The organism is Desulfosporosinus sp. OT (assembly GCF_000224515.1).
GTDB lineage: Bacteria > Bacillota > Desulfitobacteriia > Desulfitobacteriales > Desulfitobacteriaceae > Desulfosporosinus.
The window spans coordinates 1-23382 of sequence record NZ_AGAF01000009.1; the positions used below are offsets into that span (position 1 = coordinate 1).

The following is a 23382-nucleotide window of genomic DNA, read 5'->3' on the forward strand; positions in this document are numbered from 1 at the left end:
AAAGGAGGGTGTAATTATGCAAGAAGTTATTAATGCCACAGATGTCAGAAAAGATTGGGGCCGTTTTATTGATAATGTTGTGCGTTTAAAGCCCTCTTTGGTAAAACGGAACAGAGACTATCTTGCAGCTATGTCCCTTGAGCATTTGGAAGTTGTTTTAACACCATATAGGTTCACTCTTGAATATGAAAAAGAGGCTGACGGCAGCTTGAGTGGTTCTCTGAAAGAGCTTGATATCATAGCTAATGCTGCAAGTTTGGAAGCGTTAAAATCAGAGATAGCTAAAGACTTGATTGAATATGCCCAAGAATACATGGATGAATTCGATAAATATTATGGGGCTCCCAACAGAAAGGCTCATTTCCCTTATGTTATGCGGGTGCTAATCCAGAAAGATGAGGATGCAGTAAGAGGTTTGCTTGATGCCTAGCTGGAGAGAATTAAAGCGATTTTGTGAACGGGATGGATGGGAACTATACAAGGATACAGATCATCATTTTTATCGAAAGATAATGGACGATGGAAGCTTAAAACGTACCAAAATCTCCAAGGGGACAGGTGAAATATCCTCGCGGTTATGGAAGGATATTTTAAAGAAGCAATTGCAGGTGGATGAAGCATATTTTAATAGAATGATTTAAATAGTCCCAGATTGGTCTGGGATTTTTTGTTTTGCATCGGTGATCTTCTGCAAAGCAAAGTACTCCGGACCCAATCATATGGCTCAGAGTACTTTGCTTTGCTCTTTACTTGTCCCCAGCCCCGTCATAACGGGGAATAAGCTGCAGTTCAAATTCGGATTCGAATCCGAATTTGAGAAGACAAGCCGTCTGGATAGCTGCGATGACCTGCTTGGTGCATCCATTGACGACATCCGTTCCCTGATCAGGCATGCTATCACAATCCTTGAGGCTATTTTCATTCTTAGGATATGTGTGCAGGCTTAAGCTGAAAAATAGGCGTCTAGATCAAACAAGCTCGTCCTCGTTACTTCTTTTTTCCTGAGAGGCTCCACAAAAAGACTGATGACAACCGCGCCGGCTAAACAGCCAAAGGAGTAGATCAGAAATACCGCATTCCCGGTCAATACCTTCGCCTTCGCCAATACCACTCCCAAAACCGGCCCCAAGGTAAGGCCGAAATGGATAGCGGCGTTGTAGATTCCCATTACCTTACCAAATCCCGTGCTTCACATAACCGCTTAACCGCACCGGGCTGAAGGTATGAATAAGTAATATCTTCCTTCAAGACCCGCTTCATGCGCTGCAGGATCTTGGAATGAATAGAGCCTCCCCCGCCGTTCCAGACAGTACGGACCTTGCCCTTGACCTGTTTGGCATAAACGGTCTTGCGTTTCAGATCAATCTCCATGACCTCCCAGGTCCGGCCGGCTAGAGCAAAACGCTCCCCTTGAGGCGGCGGCGACAGAATACTGCCGACTTCCTTGGATTCATCGCGTACTGCAAATTCTTCATTGTCCGGAAATACCGAATAGAAGCGAAAATTACGCACTACTTGCTCCCCGGTTAAACCCACCAGCAGTCCCCGTTCTTCCACTCCTCAGGAAGATCCGGCACCGAACCGGGATGTTCCGGCTTCTGCGGCTTTACCTCTTCCAGGCGGGGTAAAATATATTCCAGTTCATCCCGGAAGTCGTCGGCAACAATTTTCTGACTGCCCTCAACGGCAATGAGCAGGTCGCCAAGATACTGAAGGGAAAGCTCATTGATATTGTCAACCACCGAGTCGATCAGCAGATCAGGGAACAACCCGGATAATGTTGGATCTTCCAATACCCAGCAATTTTCCGCAAGTGCTCTGAGCAACCCTAATTGCCAGTCATCAAGCTCCTCCAGCAATTGATGAACAGGCTCTAAATCCGTCAGCAATTGAACCGGCGTTCCCTGAGGCCTCTCTATATTGCCGGCGACAGTCTTCTCTCTTCCGGGCCGGGGCTCCTCCTTGTCTTCGGGTTGAACCTCAATTTCAGCGATGATCAGCATATCCCGTACTTTATTGGAGTCTTTGATCAGCTGGTCTATTTTAGACGGATCCAGCTCTATTTTAAGAGAGGACTTGGTTGCCGGTTCCAGACCTTCTATTTCGGAAGCCAGATAATCATCGATCCAGATCCTGATTTCAGACTCCAGCCCGTAACCTCGCAGCCTTCCCTTGTATCCCTTCGCTTCTCTGAGCTTGTTTTCAGTGTGTTTGATCACGGCGGTAAGAAATTCCCGTAAAGGTTTGTGCCTGGTGTAAGGAATCGTCTCCAGGGTAATCTGCCGGCCTGCATCATAGCAGTGCACCGCACTGCGGAAAGGTGCATGCTGCATTTTCTCCCTTTAACTGGGTTGAAACATATCCAGCATTCCTAAATGGTGCTGTTGTAACAGAAACTCATTGACTTTTTCGATAGTTTTCGGGATATATTCCTCCACAAGGGCTTGACCGCTTTCAGTTTGCAAGGGAAGCCCGGCAGGATTAAATCCCTCGCCAAGTGAAGAGCCTGCAATTATATAGCCTGCCAATGAAGGGATTTCAGCGATGCTCCCGGGATTTACCCGCCAGAGAGCTTCACAGGTGACGGAATCTATACGGACCCGGTTGATTTTAATAGTGCAGGCAGGTTCTGCTTCCAGGACGACTTCAGATTGTACCGGGAGACTGCGCCGTTGCCATTGGGGAAGGATCGCGCGGAGAAATTCAAGGATTTCTTGGCCCCGGATTTTGTTTTTCCTGAGCCAAAGATCATCGTTTTCAGTAAAGCCTGGCATGTTCCAATAGCTGTTTTCTGATACATATGTGCCTTCTCCCCAATATTCTCCCCTCAGTTGGGGTTGGATAGCTTTTTCCGAGTCGTTCCAACTATACCGGATTTCAAATCCTGCCGGCATTTTGCTGGGCTTGAGCTGCTGAATTTCCTGAGGTATCACAATCTCAGGCTTATTTTTTTGCTCCTCCGAAATTAAGCGGGCCAATTCCTTTTTTACATAGGCTAAGTTTCCCAGAGGGATTACTGTGCCTCCTTTCTCATAGTTCACCCATACAGATAGATCACCTAACTGCGGATATTTATTCAGCAACTGAGCAAAGGGTATCGCTCCGGCTCCTTTATACGCATTTAGATAGAATTTCTTGTTTTCTGCAGAGAGAATAATCCGGTATGGGGAGCCGGAAAAGATACCGGAAATTCCGGATAGAATATCTTTAAAAAGGCTCATCTCAATTTTCACCAACCTTTGCATTAGCCTATGAGCTGATTTAAGGACAATGATAGCAATTCTTATAATCCGTCATGCTTTCTCTCCCTTAATTGTACTTAAAGCCTTTTGGTATATTTCTTTTAAAAATTGTAATTTCCTGTATTAATTTTTTAGAAATCAAATGAATTTCAGATCTTTTTGGTATTTCTTCTTATAAAACCTTATATCATCAGTTATTACTTTTCTTTTAGCCAGAAATTTAAAACGCCGACAGAATTCACTGCGGCGTATCTAAATCTATTTAACTTTGTCATATGAATAATTAAGAGCCTTTACGTCATAAACGGTCGTACTTGTACACTTTAAAAGGCTATGATCAAAAACCGCCAGATTAACTCCATCCGGAGACATAGTACTCATATATTCGATACCGTCAAACCCTTTACTTTTTATGTAGTCGCTTACATATTGAGTGGGGAGATAATCTAAAAGACTGTCATGACGCCTAAGAGGCTTAGCGATCTCCTGGCTGATCATTTTTAATGGCTCAATATTAACTGCATGACGGGTAAACTCAATTCCATAGGATTTGGAGGCGATAAATGGGCTGATCTTATCTATCTCGGCAAGATTAATCACTTCCATATCCCTCAGCAATTCAAAACTGCCAATTGTCACATAATCGTAAACACCCGCTCGAATCTCATGCAGAGTTGTTTTTACTGTATCCGCTAGATAAAGGATACTAATCCCTTCGGGATTGGCCCTCCCTGCTGATGCCAAATGAGGAGGCGGGGGGCCCATCTCATCGTTTGAAAAACCCTGGGCTGTCGAGCATATCCGCCCACGATAAAAAGTGGTACCGGCCTTATAGGTCTTCCTCACACAATAAATGAACTGGTACAAAACATCTTTGTTTAAATAGTCGGTATGAAACCTGTTCTTGCGCTTAATTACCTCCACGAAATCAGCCCAGGCATAATTCTTTATGATCCCATTGTCCTTCAAATAATCTTGATCCTGACTCTGCCATAGTCCGACAGGAGCATCAAACAACTCGGGTTGTTCACTATACTTTTCATGGCAAATGCTTGTAATTAACCTATAAATACAGTCCGGAGCAACATTAAAGATATTCCACTTAGAGTAGAGAATGTTTTTCAGCAAGTCTGTACTATCTTTGGGGAAAGTCACCGGCAAATTTGCCACTGTAGTGTAGGCATCAAGCAATTCATCAAATAAATCGGACAAACTGGTATCTGTACCAATTTGATATGAAGGAGCATTCTTTTGTCCGCAAAAGCTACAATTGCCGCTAACATTATAACCCTGAATCATCCCTCTGATTTCAGCATCCCTAAAGCAGTTGGCACAGCAATACATATTAACCAACCTCACTCAAATATTTTCCCATTAACTCCAAGTGATGCATCAAGGACAGTTTTTTTACACTTCCAAGTCCCGGATATGTTTGATTATCATAGTGATCCAACAATGTTTTTAGCCCCAATGTCAATTCAACCGGCTTAGGTTCTGTTTTATACCATGCTGCCATTTTGGAAACCGCTTCATAGAACTTCTTGGCAGGATTAGCTATATCCTCATTTGAATCAGAAACAAAGTGCCTTACTCTCAGTTCTCCATTTTTAGCAAAATACACGATATGGATAGCAACTGCATACGGGGCAAAACCGGCTTCAAGATATCCATCTCCAATGACTGAATAGTCCGCAAACCCTGAGTTACCATCATCCTTAAAATACAAATGGCTATCAGAAAAAAATTCATCGGGTTCCTTAAGATAATCGGCATTCCGGTTTTGTTTCTCAAATTTATCATTGAAGAGAATCCTATTCCGTTTTACTCTGCGCCTGAAGGTACTTTCGTCCGGGATCAGGGCATATTTTGGATTTACATCAGCAAACTCCCGCTCATAAATGTCCAAATAATCCCGGTTAATATTAACGACGAGCAATTCGTTCTTAGCGATACCCTTCTTAGTCCAATATTCTAAAAGTGATTGAGCATTTTCCTGTATGATTATGGACTTGATGACTGTCTTAGTTTCATACAAGGTTAAAAACTCATTTTTGTATGAGGCTTCTTTCGATCCATCCCGGACATCTCTTAAATCTTTCAGAAACGAACCTACCGCTGGATTCCTGATAATTGAGATCGGATGGTCAGCTTTGATGTGTTCGGACATCGTCTTAATGAGCGTAGGGGAAAGCTTCACCGGCTCAACGACCGGGACCACATAGTCTCCCAACAGATCATTGGATACCAACTCCCGCAAAGCCAATAGCTCGTATTGTCTTCCGCGTACATAGGGAAAATACATACTCTCATCCCCCAAACTTCTGATTTAGAAAACGATTGAGAGCCTCAAATTCCTTTTTCGCCGGATTGGAAAAGTATATAAGCGATTTCAATTCATAGGGGACACTTTGAAAGAAACTAATCTCTATTCTATTGCGTTCTTTCAATACCTGGATTGACATGGCATAAGCTTGCTCAATAGGTATCTTCGCGAACAAAGAAAAGCACTCATCATAATAAAACACTTGAGAAGTAACGGGCAGCCTCCCAAAGTACTTCTTCAGGATTTTCTCATATTCCCTTTTATGCAGCATCTTAAAAATAGCCGGATGACTTAATTGTGAATTATCTTCTGTGGGTTCTTTGCGCAAACGCCTGCTAATTACATTCTTTTTCGTAAGAACATAAATACCAACCGGGGTATTCTGCAAATTGGCAGATATCTTAGCAAAATTGTTTTCAGAAGTAACTACACACACATGGTTAAACGCCTTATAGTAATCCCGCAACTGTGTGTCGAGACGTTCAAAAGAATCCAATTCAGATTTTATTTCGTACACGACAGCCTTACCGTTGATCAGAATAAAATCCGCCTTCGATTTTCCGATGGGGATTTGAGTTAAAGCTGTTGTGGTATTGATGCTGTGCTTACCCAGTAAAAGTTTATTCAGCAAAGTATTTAGATAAAAGTATTCGTTGCGATAGGACGCTGACATGAACTTATATACTTCGCTAATGAGCTCTCCATTATTCTTTACTTCCGGATCGGTAACATATCTTCGCACAACTTGAGTATATGTTGCGTTATGATTGCCATTGAGTAAATTATGGAAAACATTTTGGGTAAAGAGTTTGTTTAGTATCAAATTATGAGCAGTCACATAAACCCCCTCCCCTTTTCACTATATTTTCCATTTCATGATACCATACTCTAAAAAACTTGGAAACCCTCTTCTTTTGCTGTAGGTACAATTGAAATAGGCCCATAAATAGTTGGCAATTTCAATCTAAGTGCTCAAATGCTTTCTGCCTTTTCTAATTGTATGTATAAATCTTCCAACTCTAACTGCGCAAGAATAAGCTTCTTTTCCGAATCTACAGACATGGCCTTTGCTTTCTGTGCTATCTCGATAGCATCAGCAATCATAGCGCTGATGCTGACTATCATCCGCTCTATCCTTTTATCCTGGTGAAGCTAATTTTATTATAAGCAATGACTTCAGAAGCGGTATTCATAGTATTCAAATAGAAGGATTAAGGATTCTTTCTGCTGAAGATTTTATATCTGTTTATGAAGGATTAGTCGAATAATCAGGGATTTGATCACATCCACCCGCTCAGCGGGTGGTTTGCTCTAGCCCTATAAGGGCTGGGTACGGGCAGAGCCTAAATGCTCGCTGAAAGTTACTCCAACCGCACTCTGTCCCGAACTACCCCTAAAGGGGTTATGGGGCTATTTTCTCTTGGTCTTTTCTACTGGCTCACCCGTAAACGAGCCAACGAACTCTTTGATAGTTAGCTGATCTGCTGCGATATCCTCTTCTAATTGTTTTCGAATATATTGCTCTATCGCCCTTTTGTTCCTCCCCACCGTATCAACATAAAATCCTCTGATATTTACAGTTCCACTGTGTATGTGCTAAACTTTCTGTATCCAATTGGATCTACCTCCTTTGTCATAGTGCGGCTGACGAAACCGGCACTATTTTAACAAAGGTAGGTAGTTTGTTCTATTCATAGCTAAAGCTTTTTGGAACCACCTGCATAGCAGGTTGTTTTCGTTTAGACAAGAAAAAGGCCTCCGCTAAAGGAGCCTTATGTTTTTTCATCTCATACATTACACTTACTATGAACACTCAGACATTATAGCAATTTAAAAGGCTAGAGCGAGGTGAATTCCCTGGCTTTTGTGTCTTTTGAACAAACCTCAGCGATAGCTCCATTGCAACCAGCTAAAGCTCGTTAGCTACTTATTCTGCTCAGAACATTTTTAAACATCTTTTCTACAAGCTGGAGACTAAAGTCCTTGGATTTACACTTTTCAAGTGGAATCTATCATCGGTCTTTATTAACAAAAAGTGTGATCAATTAAGAATGTCCATGCCGATTTGAGAAAAACCTTGAGCCTCTTCTCTGATGTCTTCCTCCAAGTCGGACATATTCATAGCTATTGTCGCTAATTGGTCACAGCGTTCGTTTTCCAGATTCCCTGCATGACCTCGTCACGAATATGCGTATAATAACTTAAGAGGTGAATCGCTTTGAAAACGAGTGTTATAAAAGGCAAAAGAAACCCTAAAAGGGTAATTTCCAGTGTTGGAGCTTCAATGGCGATGGAAGGATTGCAACCAAGTTTACATGCTCAAGCGCTTGGCAAACTGTACCTTAAAGATAAAATTACCGGCAGAGAGGCAATTGCGAGGATAAAGGAAAGACACTCTGCTAAATTTGGACGATGAAAATGGATAGGGGCTTTTCGACTTATGACTCTTTAGAAAAGCGGCAGTCGGTATGCGTTTTATTCTAAAAACCAGTTTATTTTATAGAAATCATGTTAATCCCACGGATCACATGCTTAATGGTTTTATCTAGGTTTTCACAGAGGAAGGCGCCTTTTGAACTGCACTCAGTTCTTGAGGCGCCTCCTTCTTTTTGTCCCCTTTGTTAACCCCATTCTCTTCGCAGAGCGAAGTCAAAACTTGTCGTTTCAAGTGTCCATTATTCCTCTTGCGATACCAGTTCGCCCCAGGATGACAATAGCTGCCGTCCAGAGGGAATAACAAGCACGCCAGTCCAGCAGATTGTCAAGCTAAGTCCCTGTTTCTATTCAGTAATCAGGCTTTCTACATCGTAAAGCCGTGGTGCCTTTATGCCGTACTTTCTGGCTTCTGAAATAACTTCCTGTACGGCATAACCAACTTTAGTGTGGTTATGCGCTACAAGAGCATAGATCATGCTTTGAGGTGAAAAAATAACCTTACTCATAAGAAATCCAATAACTCTCGCTGGTAGGTCGCTCATTATTTTTGTCATAACATCAAGTTTTGAGCCTTTTGCTTTCAAAACTTGGGTAATTTCTTTCATATTACGACCTATTCCAATGAGCGCTTCGGGTGAAGAAATTACTTTTTCAAAACTGCCACTTTTTAAGACTTCGACTTCCATTGCAGCGTTTAATGCGAAGTGATTCCAGAGCCAACTTTGCAGGTCCTTTTGCACCATAATCTTGAAGCCTGCCTCAACAAAAAGCTTGCGAACCTCCAAATCTCTTTGGGTAGGCTCGGATTCAAATGTTCCAAACTGCACTGTCTTGTAAAGCCCACCGTAAAGAGTGTTTCCTTCAAATCCACCACCGGCACCGGGGAAGCCACAAACAATCTGGCTGAGCGGAATCGGCTGAACAGCTGATTGAGGGTCTTGCCAAAAGTTATTGAAAAACAGAACGGTTGCATTTCCAACTCGTGGCGCAAGGTACTTTACCACACTTGATACTTGCTCGGGGTTGACACTCATAAAAATGAGGTCATAGTCGTGATTGCTCTTTATTTCTTCATGTGTTACAATTGACCATTTTTCTTTGACTAACCGGTCTTTTTTGCTTCGCCTTGCATCCCATAGTTCTAAGTTTACATGTGAACCATATTGTGCCTTCCTACCTTCACGAACATAAAACTCAACAGTATGGCCTGCATTTTCAAACGCCCAAGCGTACAGGGTTCCTACAACACCGCGACCAAAAAATAGTATTTTCATAAAGCATCCTCCCTAATGATCACGTGTTGATTTTTCAACAAGTGTTTGATATTCTTAGCATACTGATACGTGGAGAAAATTTCAATAGTTACATTCGTTCCTACTGTTGAGAACTCAACACAGTGCGCTAATTTGTTGAATATCTGGAGGAAAACTTTGTGGATAGAAGAATACAAAAAACAAGGCAGTTGATTATGAATACCTTCCTCAACCTTTTGGCTGAAAAAGGATTTGAGAAAATAACCATCAATGATATTGCCAAACGCGCAAATATAAACCGAGGGACTGTTTATCTACATTACGTGGATAAATCCGACTTGCTCGACAAGTGCATTGAAACATATGTTGAGCTGTTACTAAATCACTGTGCCAATAGTGATGACACCAATCTAAAGGCCAGTGCATTTCACAGCACATTTGAATACTTGGAGAAAAATTTCACAATATACAAGTTACTTCTTAGCAATGAGGGCTTTGGATTTTTCCGCAACCGCTTATATGCCACCATTGCGCAAACAGTAACCCAGGTTATCGGTATAAAGCCAGAAAACAACGCATTTTCAAATGGTGTAACCATTCATTTTTTGACTTCAGGGTTCATTGGAGTATTGGAATGGTGGATTAATAATTCTATGCCCTGCAATGTTCAGGAAATTACTGAGCAACTTATGTTTTTGCTGGAACCATACACCAAGCACCTTGTATCACTCTAGTCTAATTTGCATTGAATATCCACAAAAAGTAAGCACAAAAACGGTCTGTAAATATAAGGTATCGGCAGGAGGCTGACCATTATTTGGTCAGCCTCCTGCCCAGTCGAGTACGCCAAGGGGAATTTCACCCTAGAGGCAACACCCATGCCGGGCGCACATAAATAGCCCGGAGATGTAAATCTCCGGGCTAAAACCCTCATTTCATAAAGATTCCTCTTTTAATTGGGTTTTTAAATTTTCCTTATCCAGCGAACAGATCAATTGTTTGATTTCCTTGTCTTTATCCACCACCACGACAGCGGGTATTTTCTCGATACCATACTTTTGCGCGAGATTTTTCTTGGTGGATATATCAATTTTCACAACCTTATAGTTTTCTGCCAGTTCTTTGTTCACTTCTTCTAATAAAGTGCTGAATTGCAAGCTCTCATTGTTTAAGGCATTGAAGAAGAGCAAGAGAACCTTCTTCTCACTTTGCAGGACATTAGTATTAAACGAATTCCATTCTTCGATATACCGTTCGGCGGCTACGGCTGCCGTTGCCCCATCGCCGGCCGCCGATACAACTTGCCTTAAATATTTGATTCGATTATCTCCTACTGCGTAGACGCCTTCCAGATTTGTTTCCATCAGCTCATTGACGGGGATATATCCCCTTGGGTTCATTTCCACACCGCTATCTTTAAGAAATTGCGTAGAAGGAATCATACCGACAAAGAAAAATACGCCCTGGCAAGCTAATTCAGAAGAACCACCTGTTTTCAGGTTCTTAATTTTTACCCCTTCGACATTTTCTTCCCCTAAAATTTCTTCTACTGTTGAGTTCCAAATAAACTCAATCTTTTTATTTTGCAACGCTTGTTCGGCGCTTACTTTATTGCAATCTAAGATTCCTTCATCGTGAAGCACAATCACTGTGACTTTTTTGGCGAACTTGGTGATATACATACCTTCCTCGATGGCTTGGTCTCCGCTTCCAATAACAACGACGTCCTCACCTTCAAAGAACTCAGCATCACAAGTGGCGCAATACGCTACTCCATTGCCTTGAAGCCTTTTCTCGCCCAGGATATTCAGGAGTCTCGGCTCACTGCCGCAGGCAATGATTACAGCCTTGGCCGAAAGTTCCTTGCCCTTTTTGGTTTTGATGATTTTATCTTCTTGAAATAAATTCGTACTAACGACTTGATCCCTTAAAAACTCTACGCCGAAACTCTCGGCATGTTTCTTGAAGTTGAGCATGAGATCAGAACCACTGATTTGACCATAGCCAGGATAATTGACAATTTCACGGGTCGTATTCACCAGTCCCCCAACGGTTCCCTTGTTAATAATCAGAGTTTTAAGCTTAGCTCTTCCCCCGTAAATACCGGCAGATAGTCCCGCAGGCCCCCCGCCGATAATGATTAAATCATACGCATTCGCCATTTTCGCATTCCACCTTATGATTCAGAATTCAAAACGTCTGTGATTCGTTCCTCGATGTCTTCTTCCTCAGCCTTCCCGGTTAATTTGCCTTGATAATCACCATCTTTAAAGAAAAGAATTTGCGGAACTCCTTTAAGGGAAAACTTTTGATATAAGGCCTTCTCTTCCTCGACATCGACGTAATAAAAACCAAACTTACCGTCGAATTTCGGCTGTAAGTCTTCTAAGACGGGTACAACGCTCTGACAAACATGACAGCTTTTTCTGGAAAAGATCACTAAACAGGGCGCTCCGTCATGATAAATCACTTCTTCGAAGCGGCCCGAATTCAATTGTACTAACGACATGTTTACAACACTCCTTTATAAATGACTTTTCTGATCCATAAGCACGGAAATCATGGTCACAGAGAAATGCTCCCTTTCTGTACAGATTGATGATATTGCTGATCTATCTGCTTCAAAGGGAGCATACCGAATATGGGACATGGACACCCCAGGGCAGAAAATACTTAGACTCTTGCTAAAACCAGGATGTCGCTTCGCTTAGAATTTTACTGAGTAATGAGTAGCATATCGTTTATTATCAATGTTTAAATAGATTTGATAGTCACCGGACAATCCTTCCCTGCTGAGGTAGAATTGAAAATCATTGTCGTTTTGCTCCTCAAAAGAAACACAGGCTGCGGTAACATCATGAACCACGGTGGGAACAGAGTAGAACTTGGCTTCCTTCTCGTCTTTAAACTCCAGGAAGACTTCAGAACCTTCCTTAAAGGATGCCCGAAGTGCCAGCCTATCTTCTTCAAGGATTAACGATAAGTTGTGTTTGGCCGGTATTTCGCCCTCAGCGTCCTTAAATTTAACTTTAAGACCAAACTCAGGAGTTACTCCAAATCCGCCCAGGAATTCTCCTTTCCCAAGGGCAAAATTCGTCGTCTCATCATATAAGGAGAGTCTTCTTGCCCGATAATAATTACCGCCTTGAACTTTTAGTTCGTATTTAACTTCATCATTCAGAACCTCAACTGTGATTGACTCTAAGGTTAAATGGATAAGCTCGTCTTTGTATTTATTTAAAAGCATTGCGCCTAAGCCGTCTGTATGTTTTCCTCTATAGGTGGCAATGCCGCCGGAGTGAATCATATAATGTCCTTCACTATAGTAATCGACGTTACAAATATAAGGGGAGTAAAATTCTGCTCCTCGTTCTTTACCATACTGCCAAACCTGTTCGATTTCCATTTTGTCTGTATCAATGCGATAAATAACCCCTCTGGAGAAGTTTTCCTCAGGTGAAACCCATGTAGCTTCATGCTTCGAGCGATAAGTTCCATTATCAAAGACAAAGACATCTCCATTAGGCAGAATTCTGGCGGCATGTTGTTCATATTGCCAGTCAAAATCACCTTTGGTCACATTTTTAAAGAAATAGTTTTGCCACTCTTCTCCCCAACCTTCAGGGTCACCGAGAATCCAGTTTAATTTTGAAGTATCATAATCGAAGTTAATAATAGCATCCTTATGTCTGCCGGACATGGTAATGGAATTCGTCGCTTTGTCATACCAAACAGAGTTATTGTGGAACCAATCATGGTAGTTCCAATCCCCCGCATTCCCTTTTTCTCTTGGCAAAATATTGAGAAGGTCCCAGGATTTAATGACTTCTCCAGTCTTTCTATCGATTTCAACGACAAAATCTTCCACGGACTCTTCAAAGTCATTATCAGAGGCAGCCAGAAGATTTCCGTTTTCCAATTCAATGGCATCATGATGGAACCCGCCCGGCAAGCGATATTCTTTATAGATTTTACCGCAAAAGTCCATTTCCATAAGCCCGACGGTATAATAGGGTTTTTGCATGGTTCGATACGATGTATGCAGCAGTCTTCCATTAGCAAGCTTTTTAATATCCCAGCTTTGCTTGTTCGTGATAACCCATCTTAAATCACCGGCATAATCAAAACCGACTGTTTTTGCCGAATCTACCAGAGGGGTTGTTGTGGAAATTATCATCAGATCTTTCCCAAAATACTCTGAGGTTGTATGACAATACAGAGCTTTATTGACATCCAACTCTTCAAGCTTTATGTTAACTTGTGACATTTTTCCACTGCCAAGGACGATAACCACTGTGTTTTCATAGTTGTCGTATAGTCCATAAATTGGCAAGACATGCTCCTTGGCAGCGGCAAAGGTATGGGTAAGATCCCCTTCTGCTGCTTTGCCTTTTATGGTTATTTGGGCCGTTGTTTCTTCTTCAGTATTGAAGCAAATCACTGCAGCCAGCGGATTAATTAAATAAGGATTTTCGACAACAAGGGGATTTTCTAACGTATAATTTCCTGATCTAAGCTCAGCTAAAAATCTTTCTTCTGACTCTGCTTGTAGTGTAATCAAATGTTTTTCAGTTGCTAAATAATTGCTCACGAGATTCACTCCTTATTAAATGTCTAAGGCATTTGTCTTTGTTCTTTTAATCACATTATACATTTCCAAAAAAGCAACATAAAACACAACTTCATTGTTTTAAATCACAACACTTAGTTGTGGATTTGAGACTCCAACTGTTGAGTTCGTATTAAAACATCTTGATAGATACATTAACCAGAAGACAAGTTATAATAAGAAGAACAATAAAAAGTCATAATTAAACAGGAAGTGTATTAGGGATGCGCATTAGTGATTTAAAACTTCTCATAGAATTGTCTTACTCAAAGTCAATTACTTTGACTGCGGAGAAAATGCATATTTCTCAACAAGGATTGAGCCAAATGATTACACGTTTGGAACAAGAACTTGATGTTCCGCTTTTTCAACGGAGTCGACAGGGAACGACATTAACGGAAGCCGGTCAAAAAACCATTATGACTGCGAAAGAGATCATTGAAAAGTATGATGAATTAAAGGCAGCATTAGAATTAATCACGTTGCGCCAAAAATCCCCGGTTGAAGGAGATCTGACCCTTTTGCATTCCCATAATTCAGGTACTGCAGTTTTGCCAAGAGCTTTAAAACAATTTAAATCCAGATTTCCGAATATTAACTTAACACTTAAAGAAAGTTCACCCTCCGAAACCATTGCTCAGATTAAAGATGATCCTTCGGCGGTAGGGCTTATAAACTTTCCGGAGTCCTTTTACGAAGAACCCGCAAACCAAATATTATCTTCCACTGAGTTAGTATATCAGGAACTTTTAAAAAATGATTTAATCGTTTGCATACCAAAATCCTGGATGTTAGGCAAGGATCAAATTAATACCGCAAGTGAATTAGTCAAAAGGCCAATGGTCTATTTTGATACAAGGCAATACAGTGAAATTGTTTCTTTAATTTTTCGTGAAACTGCTCATTCTCCAAAAGTATTTCTAAAAACCCTAAATAATGAGTTATTCCGTCAAACAATCCTTGACGGGTTAGCTATGGGTCTTATTTCCGCGCTAGAATTGAGTGATAATCGACTATTAAAAGAATGCACTGTCCAGTCGGATCTGCGCTTAAAGCTCATTTTTACCTGGGTGAGTTCTGCAAAATACCCGATATCAATTCCAGCCCAAAGGTTTTTGGAATGCCTGAAACAATCCCTGAATATGTCGGATAGCTGACTACTTTTTGTTGTGGGAAACGACAATAAGGTTCTGTTATATAGTGCTATTAGGATTATGTATAATACGATTGAGGGAAAAAGTACAAACTAAACGAAAGGAGCTCATCATCAACCACCCAACTCAATCTTAATAGCCAAAGAATAGAGAACTTTAGTGTGCTTTCTTATGATAAATTTCACAAAGTAGGGGGAAAGGATATGGCACTCGGGTCGCAAAAGAAAGATTGTCTTTCTGGGGATTTCATTCCAGGAACTAAAAAATCAAATCATAATTACTTCGATGAGCTAGAAGTTACATCAATCCATAAGTTATTATTTTTCATTATTATGTTAGCCTATTTCTTTGAACAAATGGATAATTGGAATTTTGGTTTTATTGCTCCGGCGTTAATGAAGAGCTGGCACATTAATATGGCCGCAGTCGGCAAGATTAACTTTGCCTATTTTGTAGCTATGACCCTTGGTGGGTTAACGGGTGGTATCATTTCGGACTTTATTGGACGCCGGAAAACTTTTCTGGGCGCAATTCTTCTCTTTTCTCTGGCGTCAATAGCAAATGGTTTTGCCCAAAGTATTGAAGTTTTTACTATAACTAGAGCTTTAACCGGATTTGGTGTTTTTTGTATGATGGTTACTTCCCAAGTATATATAGCTGAGATGTCCCCTGCCGCCACGCGTGGAAAATGGCAAAGCTTAACGGCTTCCATTGGTTTCATGGCAGCCCCTTTAGTAGGACTTTTATGCCGGGTAGTCATTCCTCTAAGGCCCGAGGCTTGGCGTTATATCTTTTTCTTGGGCGGACTTGGTCTGATCGGCTTCATAATGGGTCTCAAATATTTAAAAGAATCACCGCGCTGGTTAGTTTCTAAAGGCAAAAGAGAAGCAGCAGAAGAAGTCATTGAACAATTAACGAAGGTTAAGGTTGACCTGACTGAGGTTGCTTCTAAAGTCGAACCTCGGGTCAAAACACTGGACGTATTAGTCGGTTTATTGTCCCCGAAGTATATTAAGCGAACAGTAGTTATCCTGTTTTTTGTTCTGCTAACGGTCCCCGCCGGGTTTGTTATTACGAACTGGACGCCAACTCTCTTGAACCAAAGAGGATTAAGTGTTAATGATGCTTTGACAGCTTCCTCTCTGCTTATGTTTGGGGTTCCTGCAGGCTGTTACCTATCCTCTTTGATCGCTGACAAGGGCGGCAGGAAGATTCCCATGGCGATCATGGCTTTGTCGGTGGCAGTATTAGCTGTGATCTTTGGGAAGATAAGCGGGTTTGTTCCCATTGTCCTTTGTGGATTTCTGCTGATTGCTGTTAACATGGCTATGAACTTCATAACCTTTAGTTACATCGCTGAAAATTATCCCACAAAAATGCGAAATACCTCTACTGGAATTCATAATGCAGCAGGACGTCTGGCCACTTCGGCTCTTCAATTATACATTCCTGTGGTCTTTGCCCAATATAAATTTACAGGTGTTTACAATATGGTCGCCATTTTAGTTTGTATTCCGGTGGCAGTCTTATTATTATGGGGATTAAGAACGGGCGGCAAGTCCCTTGAAGAAATTTCCTAACCTGCTTTTCATAAGACAAAATTTCACTACGGCGACGAAAAAAACCGAGGACTGATTACCTCGGTTTTTTTCTGTTATTGTTCTCGGCAGTCTTCCAAATTTAAATGGGCACACCCACCCGCATAAACTGAATGAGAATTACATATTTAGCAAATAAATAAAATGCCTGTTGAACTAAGGAGTTATAAGTCTCGACAAGTTTTACAAAATACTTCATATAGTCTTGATGAAGATCTATCATCACTTGTCCTCACAATAATTATACTGCCGGTAAAGCCCATCGCCCTATCTGTATCAATTATTCCATGAGCTGTTATAGCCCCATAATTGTGCTCTGGACATGTACTGGGTTTTGGGTGATAATACCACAACATCCTTCTTCAGGCAATCCATGAATCTTGGAAAGTCCTGCATTAAAGGGGTTGGATAAGTTAAGGAAATTTCTCAAACATTTTTTTCTCCTTTTAAATGGGTCTTTAGCGAACCAAAGTTGCAATAATTTTGAGTTCCGAAAGCGGTAACACTTAGTCAGTTATATGAGACTAAAGTATCTATAAAACGCAAGCTCCGTAGCTTGTTTGTCTATATATAGTGGTTGATATTTATTGGATAAAAGTCATCTAATCTTTTCTGCTAATAAAATGACTATTAAAATGAGTCCTAAGAACCCGACAAAAATACCGCTAATTATAGTCATTGGTTTCCAATAAGGATGAAGTGAAGTCCATAACATCGACGAATCGACTTTAGAAAAAGCTTGCATTATTTGGAAATCTCTCATCTTTTTCGGATAGATAATGCTTATAAATGAGATTACAAATACTAAACCGATTACTATAAATAATACCTCTTTGGAATTCTCTCCCTGCTCACCTGTATTATCATTTGATCTCCAACTAATAGAAACAACAAATGCTTGGTGCGAATTCGGATCGTGAGCAGTATATTCTAAATCAGCTTCATAATCTCCTTTTTTATAGATAAATTGCTTACCTCCATAATCCTTACCCCAGATGGTAATGGGCTCTTCCTTATAAAATTGCCACCCGTTGTTAACGAATTGTTCATTATAGTACTGTTTTATTTGATTTAGGTTTAAGGTGCTGTTATAGCAATCTTCTACAAATGCTTGGTTTAATTTATTAGAATCAGATGTTCCAACGACTGTAGCTCCGGGTAAGGGAGTTATCTTATTGAGTTCAACTCTCAGTTCTTTTTGAATTACATCTTCTATTGAAGGTCCATGATCAGGTTTATTGAAATTACCCATAATTACCAGAAGACTTAATACTATTAATAAGAAAATAAGATATTTTTTACTCAAAATAATCACCCTAAAACATCTTGTATACGATGTTCCCATTCACACCAATGATATTTTCACCTTTAATTTTACTCATCAGGTCGTATAGTTACAATCTTGTTGTTACGCTAAACTCCCATTTAGTGAGCCTTAAGATAAATACCTATTTTATCCAACCCCAAGGGTATGGAATGTCGGCTAAGTTGGAGGGATTACTCCCTCCTTCTCGCCTAAGAACTGTACGTGTCATTTTCACGACATACAGCTCTTAGTCTTTAGCATTTTTTCGTTGTAGTAATATATTATCGCAAAGTCAAGTTCCTGGTCGGTAATTTTATTTGGCTCTCCTAACAGCGTTTTAACATCATCTTGGGTCATTCCAAAGACTACGTTGTCTAAGCCTATCCCTATAGTTACTTCCATAATCCCCTCCTATGGTTCACATTGAAATTTCATGAAGTTCTATAGACTCCTTAGCTATAATACTTCGACTATAATCCTTATCCCATCCTGGATGACTTTATCTATTTCTTCTATTTCATTCGATTGCCATTGTGGAGTATATGATTTGCCTTGCGGGGTTACTGCTGGATTATTAGTACTTCCTTCTAGGTCTAACATTAAAAATATATCTTTCTCTACCAAAAACAACTTATTCATTCGCCCTAATCGGTCTGCATTTTGATATTCGTCAGGTTCTAGATAGTCAAGTCCTATCTCATCCTCTACTTTCTTGTATAGATATTTTATGTAGTTCATGAGTGTCTTATTGAAGGTCACTAATAAGATGTGATCATCTGATGCAAAGCTATTGATATTTCACTTACAGGACTCCATTGTTCTGGTTCCTTAACATTGAAATTTCCCTGATTGCTATCAGTCCTTACAGACAACGCTTGACATATAGTTTTTTATGCCGGACTTTTATCGTTTCCTTCCATCATTCACCTGGTTAGAAGTTGGGTTTGAGGACATTCCTAATGACTCAAAGATCAGATCTGCGTTATAGTGTATGAATGGTTCTTCTTCATTTTTGTTCTTTTGCTGAATACTGTTCTATCGCTTCTTCAACATACTGATTCAATGATTTGCCCTCTATTAAGGCCCTTTGTGCTGCTTGTTTATGAAGCTCAGGGGTTATTCTTACATTAAAGCTACCTTTATACATCTTTTCAGGTTCTTTACCGTTCAAATTGCACAGTTCAAGATAATCCTCAACCGCTTCTTCAAATGCAGACTTTAGTTCACTAACACTACTGCCTTCATAACTGATTGAATCATTTATGCCTTCAATCTTGCCATAGAAAATCTCGTCTTCTGTGCTGTAATGCACTGAACCAATATATTCTTTATATATCATTACATCTTTCATAATCAAACCACTCCCTGATTTTTCAACTCTTCAATCAACTGCTCAATTTAATATTTTTTCAATATATTTCCCGGATGCGGTCTATGAAGTCTTATAATATGTCCTGTTTCGCAGTGGATGTAAGCAACTCTCGACCCAGAAGTACGCTCTCTGTTGTCTTCTTTGTAACCGAATTTTGCTAACAGACTTTTGGCTTTATCATATTCAAAGTCGATAGGTCTATTAAGCAATCTGTCTATAAGTTTATCTCTTTTGCTCATCATGCACCTCTTATCTTAAATATATTATCAACGATCAAAATATGCAACTAAATATTAGTTGCATATTTCTTTGTGTTATTAACTTAGCGAGCTGCGCTTTCCGTTCGCATCTTGCAGTGAACTTCTCCAAGATGAGTAATATTCCCGTCCCGATCGTACAATGACCTGATGTCGATAACCGTTAACAAGTTGCATCTTTCAATCCATTGAAAACAAGTAACTCCACTAAGCAAAAAACGCACCTAGGTCAAGGTGCGTTTTTTGCTTAAAACCAGTTTAATAGAAATTATGGAATTCTGCTGAGGTACACGTAGACCTTATGACTTTCTCCATTCACAAAGTTTGGAAAATGGGTTGAGATAAAAACTTGCCCATCAGCTTCCATGCACGAAGGGTCCCTGAAACTTAAGCGTAACGACAAAAAACAATTGCCCCTTAGCATGTTCCGCTGAGTAGAATGGGCATCCGGAAAATAAATGATAACTTTAACATTTGGCCCTGTATTAATCCCATGGATCTCATGCTTAATGGTTTTATCCAGGTTTTCACAGAGGAAGGTGCCTTTGTTAACTTGGAAGACCCAGGTGATAGAACACTCCTCCCCGGGCTTAACCCAACTTTGTTTAATTATTTGCCGTGATAATTTCTTTTAATGTAACATTGGCATTCAAATAACGCGCATTTGGATTACTTTCTTTTTTTAAGCGGATCACCTTTTGCGGACAAAGGTTTATACAGGCAAGACAAAATTCGCAATTCCCCCCATATGCTGGTTTAAGCTCAGCGAGTTTTATATTGTTACGAGGGCAAACCTTTACACACGTTCCACATTGATTACAGTTGTTCCCGACAGAAAAATCTTTATCGGTATTAAAATTTGGGTTTCTTTTGAAGAAATACTGAATGGCTTTGGTTAACACTGAATCTGTGAATGACCCATTCCTGATATATCGTTTCTTTTGATTAACATCATTTAACAAACGGCTCAGATTTTCTTCAGTATATTTCTCTTTCATCTTTTGCTTCTCAATATCAAATAATGGTAAATAGTTATCAATCATGAGTAAACCGTCAGCATATTGAACATAAATATTATTTTCCTCAGCATACCGTACAAACCAATTGACACCGCCGGCAAGCTTGTTTCCATAGGTCATGATGACAAAAATATAAGGGCTCTTAAGAGTAATCTTCTCAATAAATTCCCGGACAATCTTTGGAGCTGCAAAGCCGTAGCAAGGAAATATAAGGCCTATCGTTTCGTCTTCAAAATGAAATTGATCACCTTTTAAGACTTTTGGTATCGAATAAATTTCTCCTCCTAACCTTTTTGCAACATCTAAACTGTTGCCGGTAGCTGTAAAATAAAACACTTTCATAATGTACCTCCATTATTTTGTCTTTCGTTTGTCTATGGAATTCAAACAATTAAAAATGTTCTAAATACCCTAATACTTACTTCTTATGGGCAAATGATCGTTTAAGAGTTTAATATCTTGATATTTTTATAGTTTTATAATTATCGAATAGTTATACACTTTTGAAGCAACGCTGAATTATTGCTGCTTCAATGACTTACTAACTTCCTCAATCAACTCTTCATTTACTTTACAAATCAAAAATTTCCCTTTTTTCTCTGTTCTAATTAAATCAGCATTTACTAATTCTTTGATATGATGTGAAATAGTCGGAGCCCCGATATTCAACGAACTGATGATATCCGTAACAAAGCATTCCGAATCAGTCGGAAAACTAGATTCATTCATCTTGGCGATTTGAAAATACAATTCCAGCCTATTGGGATTCGATAATGCCTTACACAAACTCACGCTATAACAATTCGATAACTATCGAATCAATTGTAACTTTTCTAAAGGCTCCTGTCAATAACTCTCTGCAGGTCACTTGTTAATCACATCTAGCGTACGCAGCGCGTATTCTCGGTTGAGACAAAACATCCATAATTCGTTCTGCTGCTTATCTCCGTCACCCTAAAGATTGCCACATACCATAGTTGGGCTGGCACTACCTAAACCTCTATTAATCTGATTTCGGAAATTCTTTACTTTCATTCAGTAGGCTCCTTTAATAAGAATATTATGGGAACACCTCAATCCGTTTCTTAATGGGACAAACTTAAGTAGGCGAATCAAACCTCACTTCACGTTGAGAGCCATCAGGCATGTTGTAAATAACACAGTTTAGATTGATTTTCCAAGTACCATATATCTCCTTATGGGTTCTGGTAATATGCCATGTATCCTCACCAATTTTTGTATGATGAATAATCTCTTCATAGCCACTTCTGTCCATTCTGTGCGTCATCCAAGTTTCACCACCACAGTAATAATGAGTGACTATTGTTCTGTCATTATCAATCCCTCGAACAGTTAGCTTCGACCATACCAACTGACTATTCGATATACCAATATATTCAGTATCATGATTAAAACGTGGAATGCCATCTCGTTCAAATAATTCTCCGTCTTCTAAAGGGACAAAGTAGTCCTCTGGAAGTAAAACTTGTTTTCTCTATCAATTCCAATTCTACTTTTCCAACAGGTCGAAAAAGTAACATTAAATCATCTCCAATAATTAAATTATTTCCATATTTTTTCAATGAGGCAGAAAAAATAATATATAACACTATGATTCAGCAAGCCACAAATGCTTTCGAGGAAACCCAGGGAAGGTTTTGAATCGTTGGCTTCAATTTATATGAGCAGAACCGGATTGCAGCAGCAGTCACTTCGTTATTAACTCCTCTATAAAGCATTTGCCAGACCGCAGATAACGATCTGGCAAATATATTTTCCACACGTTCTTCCCCTATTATTTCCCCTGTGGGGCTGTTTCCAATCCTGATTTTTTACGCATTGTCAAAAACAACGCTGGAATGACTGCAGCCACAGTAAAGCCAATGACCCACCAGAAAGAGACGCCGAAGGCGTGGGAAATTGAATGGAGATCGGAGTCGGGGTGACCTGCCATCTGCTGTTGGGCTACGGTGGCGAGAATAGCTGACCCGAAAGCTCCGCCGATGGTCTGAAATATCCTAGTGGCAGTGCTGGCGTGAGGAACCTGCTCTCTTTGCAGTCCATTATAAGCGGAAGTCATGATGGCAATCAGCAAGCCGCCAAGTCCCGCCCCTCTGATCAGCAAGGCTACAGACAAAAGGATATAATCCGTATCCGTACCTACAAAAGCAAAGGGCAGTGTCCCGATGGCAATTGCCGCGAGGCTTAGCAGCACGATATTGCGCGATCCCTTGCGGTCGGCCGCTTTGGCTGCCCAGCTTCTGGTGAGCAGCATACCCACTCCTTGGGGAAGCAGCCACAATCCGGCATACAGGGCGCTGGCTCCGCGTACCTCCTGATAATAGAGGGGCAGCATCAACATAGCTCCATTCGTGACGATTCCGCTCAGAATCAGCAGGATATTGGAAGCTGAAAAATTAACGGATTTGAAGAGTCTCACGTTCAGAACCGGTTCCCGTTTCGTATTCAGGGCATAAAGGACATAAGCAGCCATCAGAACGACGCCGATGATAAGAGGAACATAGACTGCACTGGCGTTCAATCCTCCGTGTGAGGCAACCTGAGCAATGCCGTAAATCAGCAAGGAAAACGCGGGGGAAAGCAAAAGCATGCCGATCACATCAAGGGACTCTTTCTTTTCCGTAAGCTTGTCGGCTGGTATCCCCCACACGGCTAAGGCAATCGCCACAATGCAAATTGGAATATTAATCGAAAAAATAGCGCGCCAGTTCAGACTGTTGACAATAATTCCTCCCAGCACCGGACCCAGGATCGTAGAAAAGCTGGACCGTGCCGACGGCATTGTTCTGGGG

At 40.5% G+C, this 23382-nt stretch carries 31 protein-coding genes and 1 pseudogene; 6 read left to right on the plus strand and 26 right to left on the minus strand.

Annotated features, from left to right (window positions below):
- The first annotated feature begins 13 nt into the window (after positions 1–13).
- Entirely contained in the window at positions 14–430 is a 417-nt protein-coding gene (locus tag DOT_RS00655) for a hypothetical protein (protein ID WP_192807790.1), read from the plus strand.
- Positions 423–641, plus strand: coding sequence for a hypothetical protein (locus DOT_RS00660; protein WP_009612843.1), 219 nt, complete (start codon positions 423–425; stop codon positions 639–641). The genes DOT_RS00655 and DOT_RS00660 overlap by 8 nt, the downstream gene beginning before the upstream one ends.
- Positions 642–746: 105 nt before the next feature.
- Here the strand turns inward: DOT_RS00660 and DOT_RS30105 are convergent, their stop codons facing one another.
- The 10 genes and pseudogenes from DOT_RS30105 to DOT_RS00700 all read right to left on the minus strand — a co-directional run.
- Entirely contained in the window at positions 747–893 is a 147-nt protein-coding gene (locus DOT_RS30105) for a hypothetical protein (RefSeq protein ID WP_009612844.1), read from the minus strand.
- A gap of 50 nt (positions 894–943) precedes the next feature.
- Complete coding sequence (locus tag DOT_RS00665) at positions 944–1168, minus strand: hypothetical protein (RefSeq protein WP_040410858.1); 225 nt, start codon at positions 1166–1168, stop codon at positions 944–946.
- Complete coding sequence (locus DOT_RS00670) at positions 1168–1557, minus strand: hypothetical protein (RefSeq protein ID WP_242833732.1); 390 nt, start codon at positions 1555–1557, stop codon at positions 1168–1170. The genes DOT_RS00665 and DOT_RS00670 overlap by 1 nt, the downstream gene beginning before the upstream one ends.
- The gene (locus DOT_RS31540; protein WP_040410860.1) at positions 1527–2333 is read right to left on the minus strand and encodes a tellurite resistance TerB C-terminal domain-containing protein; all 807 of its coding nucleotides are present in this window, start codon (positions 2331–2333) and stop codon (positions 1527–1529) included. Before DOT_RS31540 ends, DOT_RS00670 begins: the two co-directional genes overlap by 31 nt.
- Positions 2334–2342: 9 nt before the next feature.
- The gene (locus DOT_RS31545; protein WP_009612848.1) at positions 2343–3245 is read right to left on the minus strand and encodes a hypothetical protein; all 903 of its coding nucleotides are present in this window, start codon (positions 3243–3245) and stop codon (positions 2343–2345) included.
- Between the two features lie 255 nt (positions 3246–3500).
- The gene (locus tag DOT_RS00685; RefSeq protein WP_242833733.1) at positions 3501–4601 is read right to left on the minus strand and encodes an RES family NAD+ phosphorylase; all 1101 of its coding nucleotides are present in this window, start codon (positions 4599–4601) and stop codon (positions 3501–3503) included.
- Positions 4588–5544 carry a sce7725 family protein gene (locus tag DOT_RS00690; protein ID WP_009612850.1) on the minus strand — a complete coding sequence of 319 codons (957 nt, stop codon included), beginning with the start codon at positions 5542–5544 and terminating at the stop codon, positions 4588–4590. The genes DOT_RS00685 and DOT_RS00690 overlap by 14 nt, the downstream gene beginning before the upstream one ends.
- 4 nt (positions 5545–5548) lie before the next feature.
- Complete coding sequence (locus DOT_RS00695) at positions 5549–6403, minus strand: sce7726 family protein (protein ID WP_009612851.1); 855 nt, start codon at positions 6401–6403, stop codon at positions 5549–5551.
- 134 nt (positions 6404–6537) lie between these two features.
- Entirely contained in the window at positions 6538–6690 is a 153-nt protein-coding gene (locus DOT_RS31315) for a hypothetical protein (protein WP_009612852.1), read from the minus strand.
- 285 nt (positions 6691–6975) lie between these two features.
- Positions 6976–7134 (minus strand): annotated as a pseudogene (locus DOT_RS00700) (IS200/IS605 family transposase); the annotation flags it as partial.
- Between the two features lie 649 nt (positions 7135–7783).
- Between DOT_RS00700 and DOT_RS00705 the strand changes: the two are divergent.
- Complete coding sequence (locus tag DOT_RS00705) at positions 7784–7981, plus strand: antitoxin VbhA family protein (RefSeq protein ID WP_009612854.1); 198 nt, start codon at positions 7784–7786, stop codon at positions 7979–7981.
- Between the two features lie 364 nt (positions 7982–8345).
- On the opposite strand, the gene DOT_RS00710 is transcribed toward DOT_RS00705, so the two are convergent.
- The gene (locus tag DOT_RS00710) at positions 8346–9275 is read right to left on the minus strand and encodes a 2-dehydropantoate 2-reductase N-terminal domain-containing protein (RefSeq protein ID WP_009612856.1); all 930 of its coding nucleotides are present in this window, start codon (positions 9273–9275) and stop codon (positions 8346–8348) included.
- Between the two features lie 158 nt (positions 9276–9433).
- Here DOT_RS00710 and DOT_RS00715 point away from each other — a divergent pair, with 158 nt between their 5' ends.
- On the plus strand, positions 9434–9988 hold the full coding sequence (locus DOT_RS00715) for a TetR/AcrR family transcriptional regulator (RefSeq protein WP_040410867.1): 555 nt from the start codon (positions 9434–9436) through the stop codon (positions 9986–9988).
- 201 nt (positions 9989–10189) lie between these two features.
- Here the strand turns inward: DOT_RS00715 and DOT_RS00725 are convergent, their stop codons facing one another.
- The 3 genes from DOT_RS00725 to DOT_RS00735 all read right to left on the minus strand — a co-directional run bounded on the left by DOT_RS00725 (position 10190) and on the right by DOT_RS00735 (position 13845).
- Complete coding sequence (locus tag DOT_RS00725) at positions 10190–11416, minus strand: FAD-dependent oxidoreductase (RefSeq protein ID WP_009612858.1); 1227 nt, start codon at positions 11414–11416, stop codon at positions 10190–10192.
- Positions 11417–11430: 14 nt separating this feature from the next.
- Positions 11431–11763: a thioredoxin family protein gene (locus DOT_RS00730; protein ID WP_009612859.1), complete on the minus strand. Its 333-nt coding sequence runs from the start codon at positions 11761–11763 to the stop codon at positions 11431–11433.
- A gap of 198 nt (positions 11764–11961) precedes the next feature.
- Positions 11962–13845, minus strand: coding sequence for an aryl-sulfate sulfotransferase (locus tag DOT_RS00735; RefSeq protein ID WP_009612861.1), 1884 nt, complete (start codon positions 13843–13845; stop codon positions 11962–11964).
- Between the two features lie 242 nt (positions 13846–14087).
- Here DOT_RS00735 and DOT_RS00740 point away from each other — a divergent pair, with 242 nt between their 5' ends.
- Positions 14088–15020: a LysR family transcriptional regulator gene (locus DOT_RS00740; protein ID WP_009612862.1), complete on the plus strand. Its 933-nt coding sequence runs from the start codon at positions 14088–14090 to the stop codon at positions 15018–15020.
- 200 nt (positions 15021–15220) lie between these two features.
- Positions 15221–16597 carry an MFS transporter gene (locus DOT_RS00745; RefSeq protein WP_009612863.1) on the plus strand — a complete coding sequence of 459 codons (1377 nt, stop codon included), beginning with the start codon at positions 15221–15223 and terminating at the stop codon, positions 16595–16597.
- Between the two features lie 100 nt (positions 16598–16697).
- Here DOT_RS00745 and DOT_RS30110 read toward each other — a convergent pair whose 3' ends face one another.
- From DOT_RS30110 to DOT_RS00790, 12 genes are all read right to left on the minus strand, one after another.
- On the minus strand, positions 16698–16838 hold the full coding sequence (locus DOT_RS30110) for a hypothetical protein (RefSeq protein ID WP_009612864.1): 141 nt from the start codon (positions 16836–16838) through the stop codon (positions 16698–16700).
- A 72-nt stretch (positions 16839–16910) separates the two neighbouring features.
- Complete coding sequence (locus DOT_RS32205) at positions 16911–17045, minus strand: hypothetical protein (RefSeq protein WP_009612865.1); 135 nt, start codon at positions 17043–17045, stop codon at positions 16911–16913.
- A gap of 168 nt (positions 17046–17213) precedes the next feature.
- Complete coding sequence (locus DOT_RS00750; RefSeq protein ID WP_009612866.1) at positions 17214–17921, minus strand: hypothetical protein; 708 nt, start codon at positions 17919–17921, stop codon at positions 17214–17216.
- A 231-nt stretch (positions 17922–18152) separates the two neighbouring features.
- Entirely contained in the window at positions 18153–18323 is a 171-nt protein-coding gene (locus tag DOT_RS30115) for a hypothetical protein (protein WP_009612867.1), read from the minus strand.
- Between the two features lie 54 nt (positions 18324–18377).
- Entirely contained in the window at positions 18378–18659 is a 282-nt protein-coding gene (locus DOT_RS00755; RefSeq protein WP_009612868.1) for a hypothetical protein, read from the minus strand.
- A 268-nt stretch (positions 18660–18927) separates the two neighbouring features.
- A complete protein-coding gene (locus DOT_RS00760; RefSeq protein WP_009612869.1) occupies positions 18928–19272 on the minus strand; it encodes a type II toxin-antitoxin system HicB family antitoxin in 345 nt (114 codons plus the stop codon).
- A gap of 47 nt (positions 19273–19319) precedes the next feature.
- Positions 19320–19535: a type II toxin-antitoxin system HicA family toxin gene (locus DOT_RS00765; RefSeq protein WP_348982128.1), complete on the minus strand. Its 216-nt coding sequence runs from the start codon at positions 19533–19535 to the stop codon at positions 19320–19322.
- Between the two features lie 620 nt (positions 19536–20155).
- Positions 20156–20911, minus strand: a complete 756-nt coding sequence (locus tag DOT_RS00775; protein ID WP_009612871.1) for an EFR1 family ferrodoxin — start codon at positions 20909–20911, stop codon at positions 20156–20158.
- Positions 20912–21088: 177 nt separating this feature from the next.
- Positions 21089–21361, minus strand: a complete 273-nt coding sequence (locus DOT_RS00780; protein ID WP_040410871.1) for a metalloregulator ArsR/SmtB family transcription factor — start codon at positions 21359–21361, stop codon at positions 21089–21091.
- A gap of 307 nt (positions 21362–21668) precedes the next feature.
- Positions 21669–21941, minus strand: a complete 273-nt coding sequence (locus tag DOT_RS31320) for a hypothetical protein (RefSeq protein ID WP_207637022.1) — start codon at positions 21939–21941, stop codon at positions 21669–21671.
- 244 nt (positions 21942–22185) lie between these two features.
- Positions 22186–22350, minus strand: coding sequence for a hypothetical protein (locus DOT_RS30120; protein ID WP_009612875.1), 165 nt, complete (start codon positions 22348–22350; stop codon positions 22186–22188).
- Between the two features lie 14 nt (positions 22351–22364).
- Positions 22365–23382: MFS transporter (locus tag DOT_RS00790; protein WP_050809797.1), on the minus strand; the 1018-nt coding region annotated here is incomplete at its 5' end.

Bases quoted from the DNA above. Each gene is read 5' to 3' on its own strand.
- DOT_RS30105 (WP_009612844.1), bottom strand. From the start codon at position 893: ATGCCTGATCAGGGAACGGATGTCGTCAATGGATGCACCAAGCAGGTC.
- DOT_RS31315 (WP_009612852.1), bottom strand. From the start codon at position 6,690: ATGATAGTCAGCATCAGCGCTATGATTGCTGATGCTATCGAGATAGCA.
- DOT_RS31540 (WP_040410860.1), bottom strand. From the start codon at position 2,333: ATGCAGCATGCACCTTTCCGCAGTGCGGTGCACTGCTATGATGCAGGC.
- DOT_RS00660 (WP_009612843.1), top strand. From the start codon at position 423: ATGCCTAGCTGGAGAGAATTAAAGCGATTTTGTGAACGGGATGGATGG.
- DOT_RS30115 (WP_009612867.1), bottom strand. From the start codon at position 18,323: ATGGAAGTAACTATAGGGATAGGCTTAGACAACGTAGTCTTTGGAATG.
- DOT_RS00725 (WP_009612858.1), bottom strand. From the start codon at position 11,416: ATGGCGAATGCGTATGATTTAATCATTATCGGCGGGGGGCCTGCGGGA.
- DOT_RS00745 (WP_009612863.1), top strand. From the start codon at position 15,221: ATGGCACTCGGGTCGCAAAAGAAAGATTGTCTTTCTGGGGATTTCATT.
- DOT_RS00775 (WP_009612871.1), bottom strand. From the start codon at position 20,911: ATGAAAGTGTTTTATTTTACAGCTACCGGCAACAGTTTAGATGTTGCA.
- DOT_RS00690 (WP_009612850.1), bottom strand. From the start codon at position 5,544: ATGTATTTTCCCTATGTACGCGGAAGACAATACGAGCTATTGGCTTTG.
- DOT_RS30110 (WP_009612864.1), bottom strand. From the start codon at position 16,838: ATGATAGATCTTCATCAAGACTATATGAAGTATTTTGTAAAACTTGTC.
- DOT_RS00740 (WP_009612862.1), top strand. From the start codon at position 14,088: ATGCGCATTAGTGATTTAAAACTTCTCATAGAATTGTCTTACTCAAAG.
- DOT_RS31545 (WP_009612848.1), bottom strand. From the start codon at position 3,245: ATGCAAAGGTTGGTGAAAATTGAGATGAGCCTTTTTAAAGATATTCTA.
- DOT_RS00755 (WP_009612868.1), bottom strand. From the start codon at position 18,659: ATGAACTACATAAAATATCTATACAAGAAAGTAGAGGATGAGATAGGA.
- DOT_RS00730 (WP_009612859.1), bottom strand. From the start codon at position 11,763: ATGTCGTTAGTACAATTGAATTCGGGCCGCTTCGAAGAAGTGATTTAT.
- DOT_RS00665 (WP_040410858.1), bottom strand. From the start codon at position 1,168: ATGGGAATCTACAACGCCGCTATCCATTTCGGCCTTACCTTGGGGCCG.
- DOT_RS00765 (WP_348982128.1), bottom strand. From the start codon at position 19,535: ATGATGAGCAAAAGAGATAAACTTATAGACAGATTGCTTAATAGACCT.
- DOT_RS00710 (WP_009612856.1), bottom strand. From the start codon at position 9,275: ATGAAAATACTATTTTTTGGTCGCGGTGTTGTAGGAACCCTGTACGCT.
- DOT_RS00760 (WP_009612869.1), bottom strand. From the start codon at position 19,272: ATGAAAGATGTAATGATATATAAAGAATATATTGGTTCAGTGCATTAC.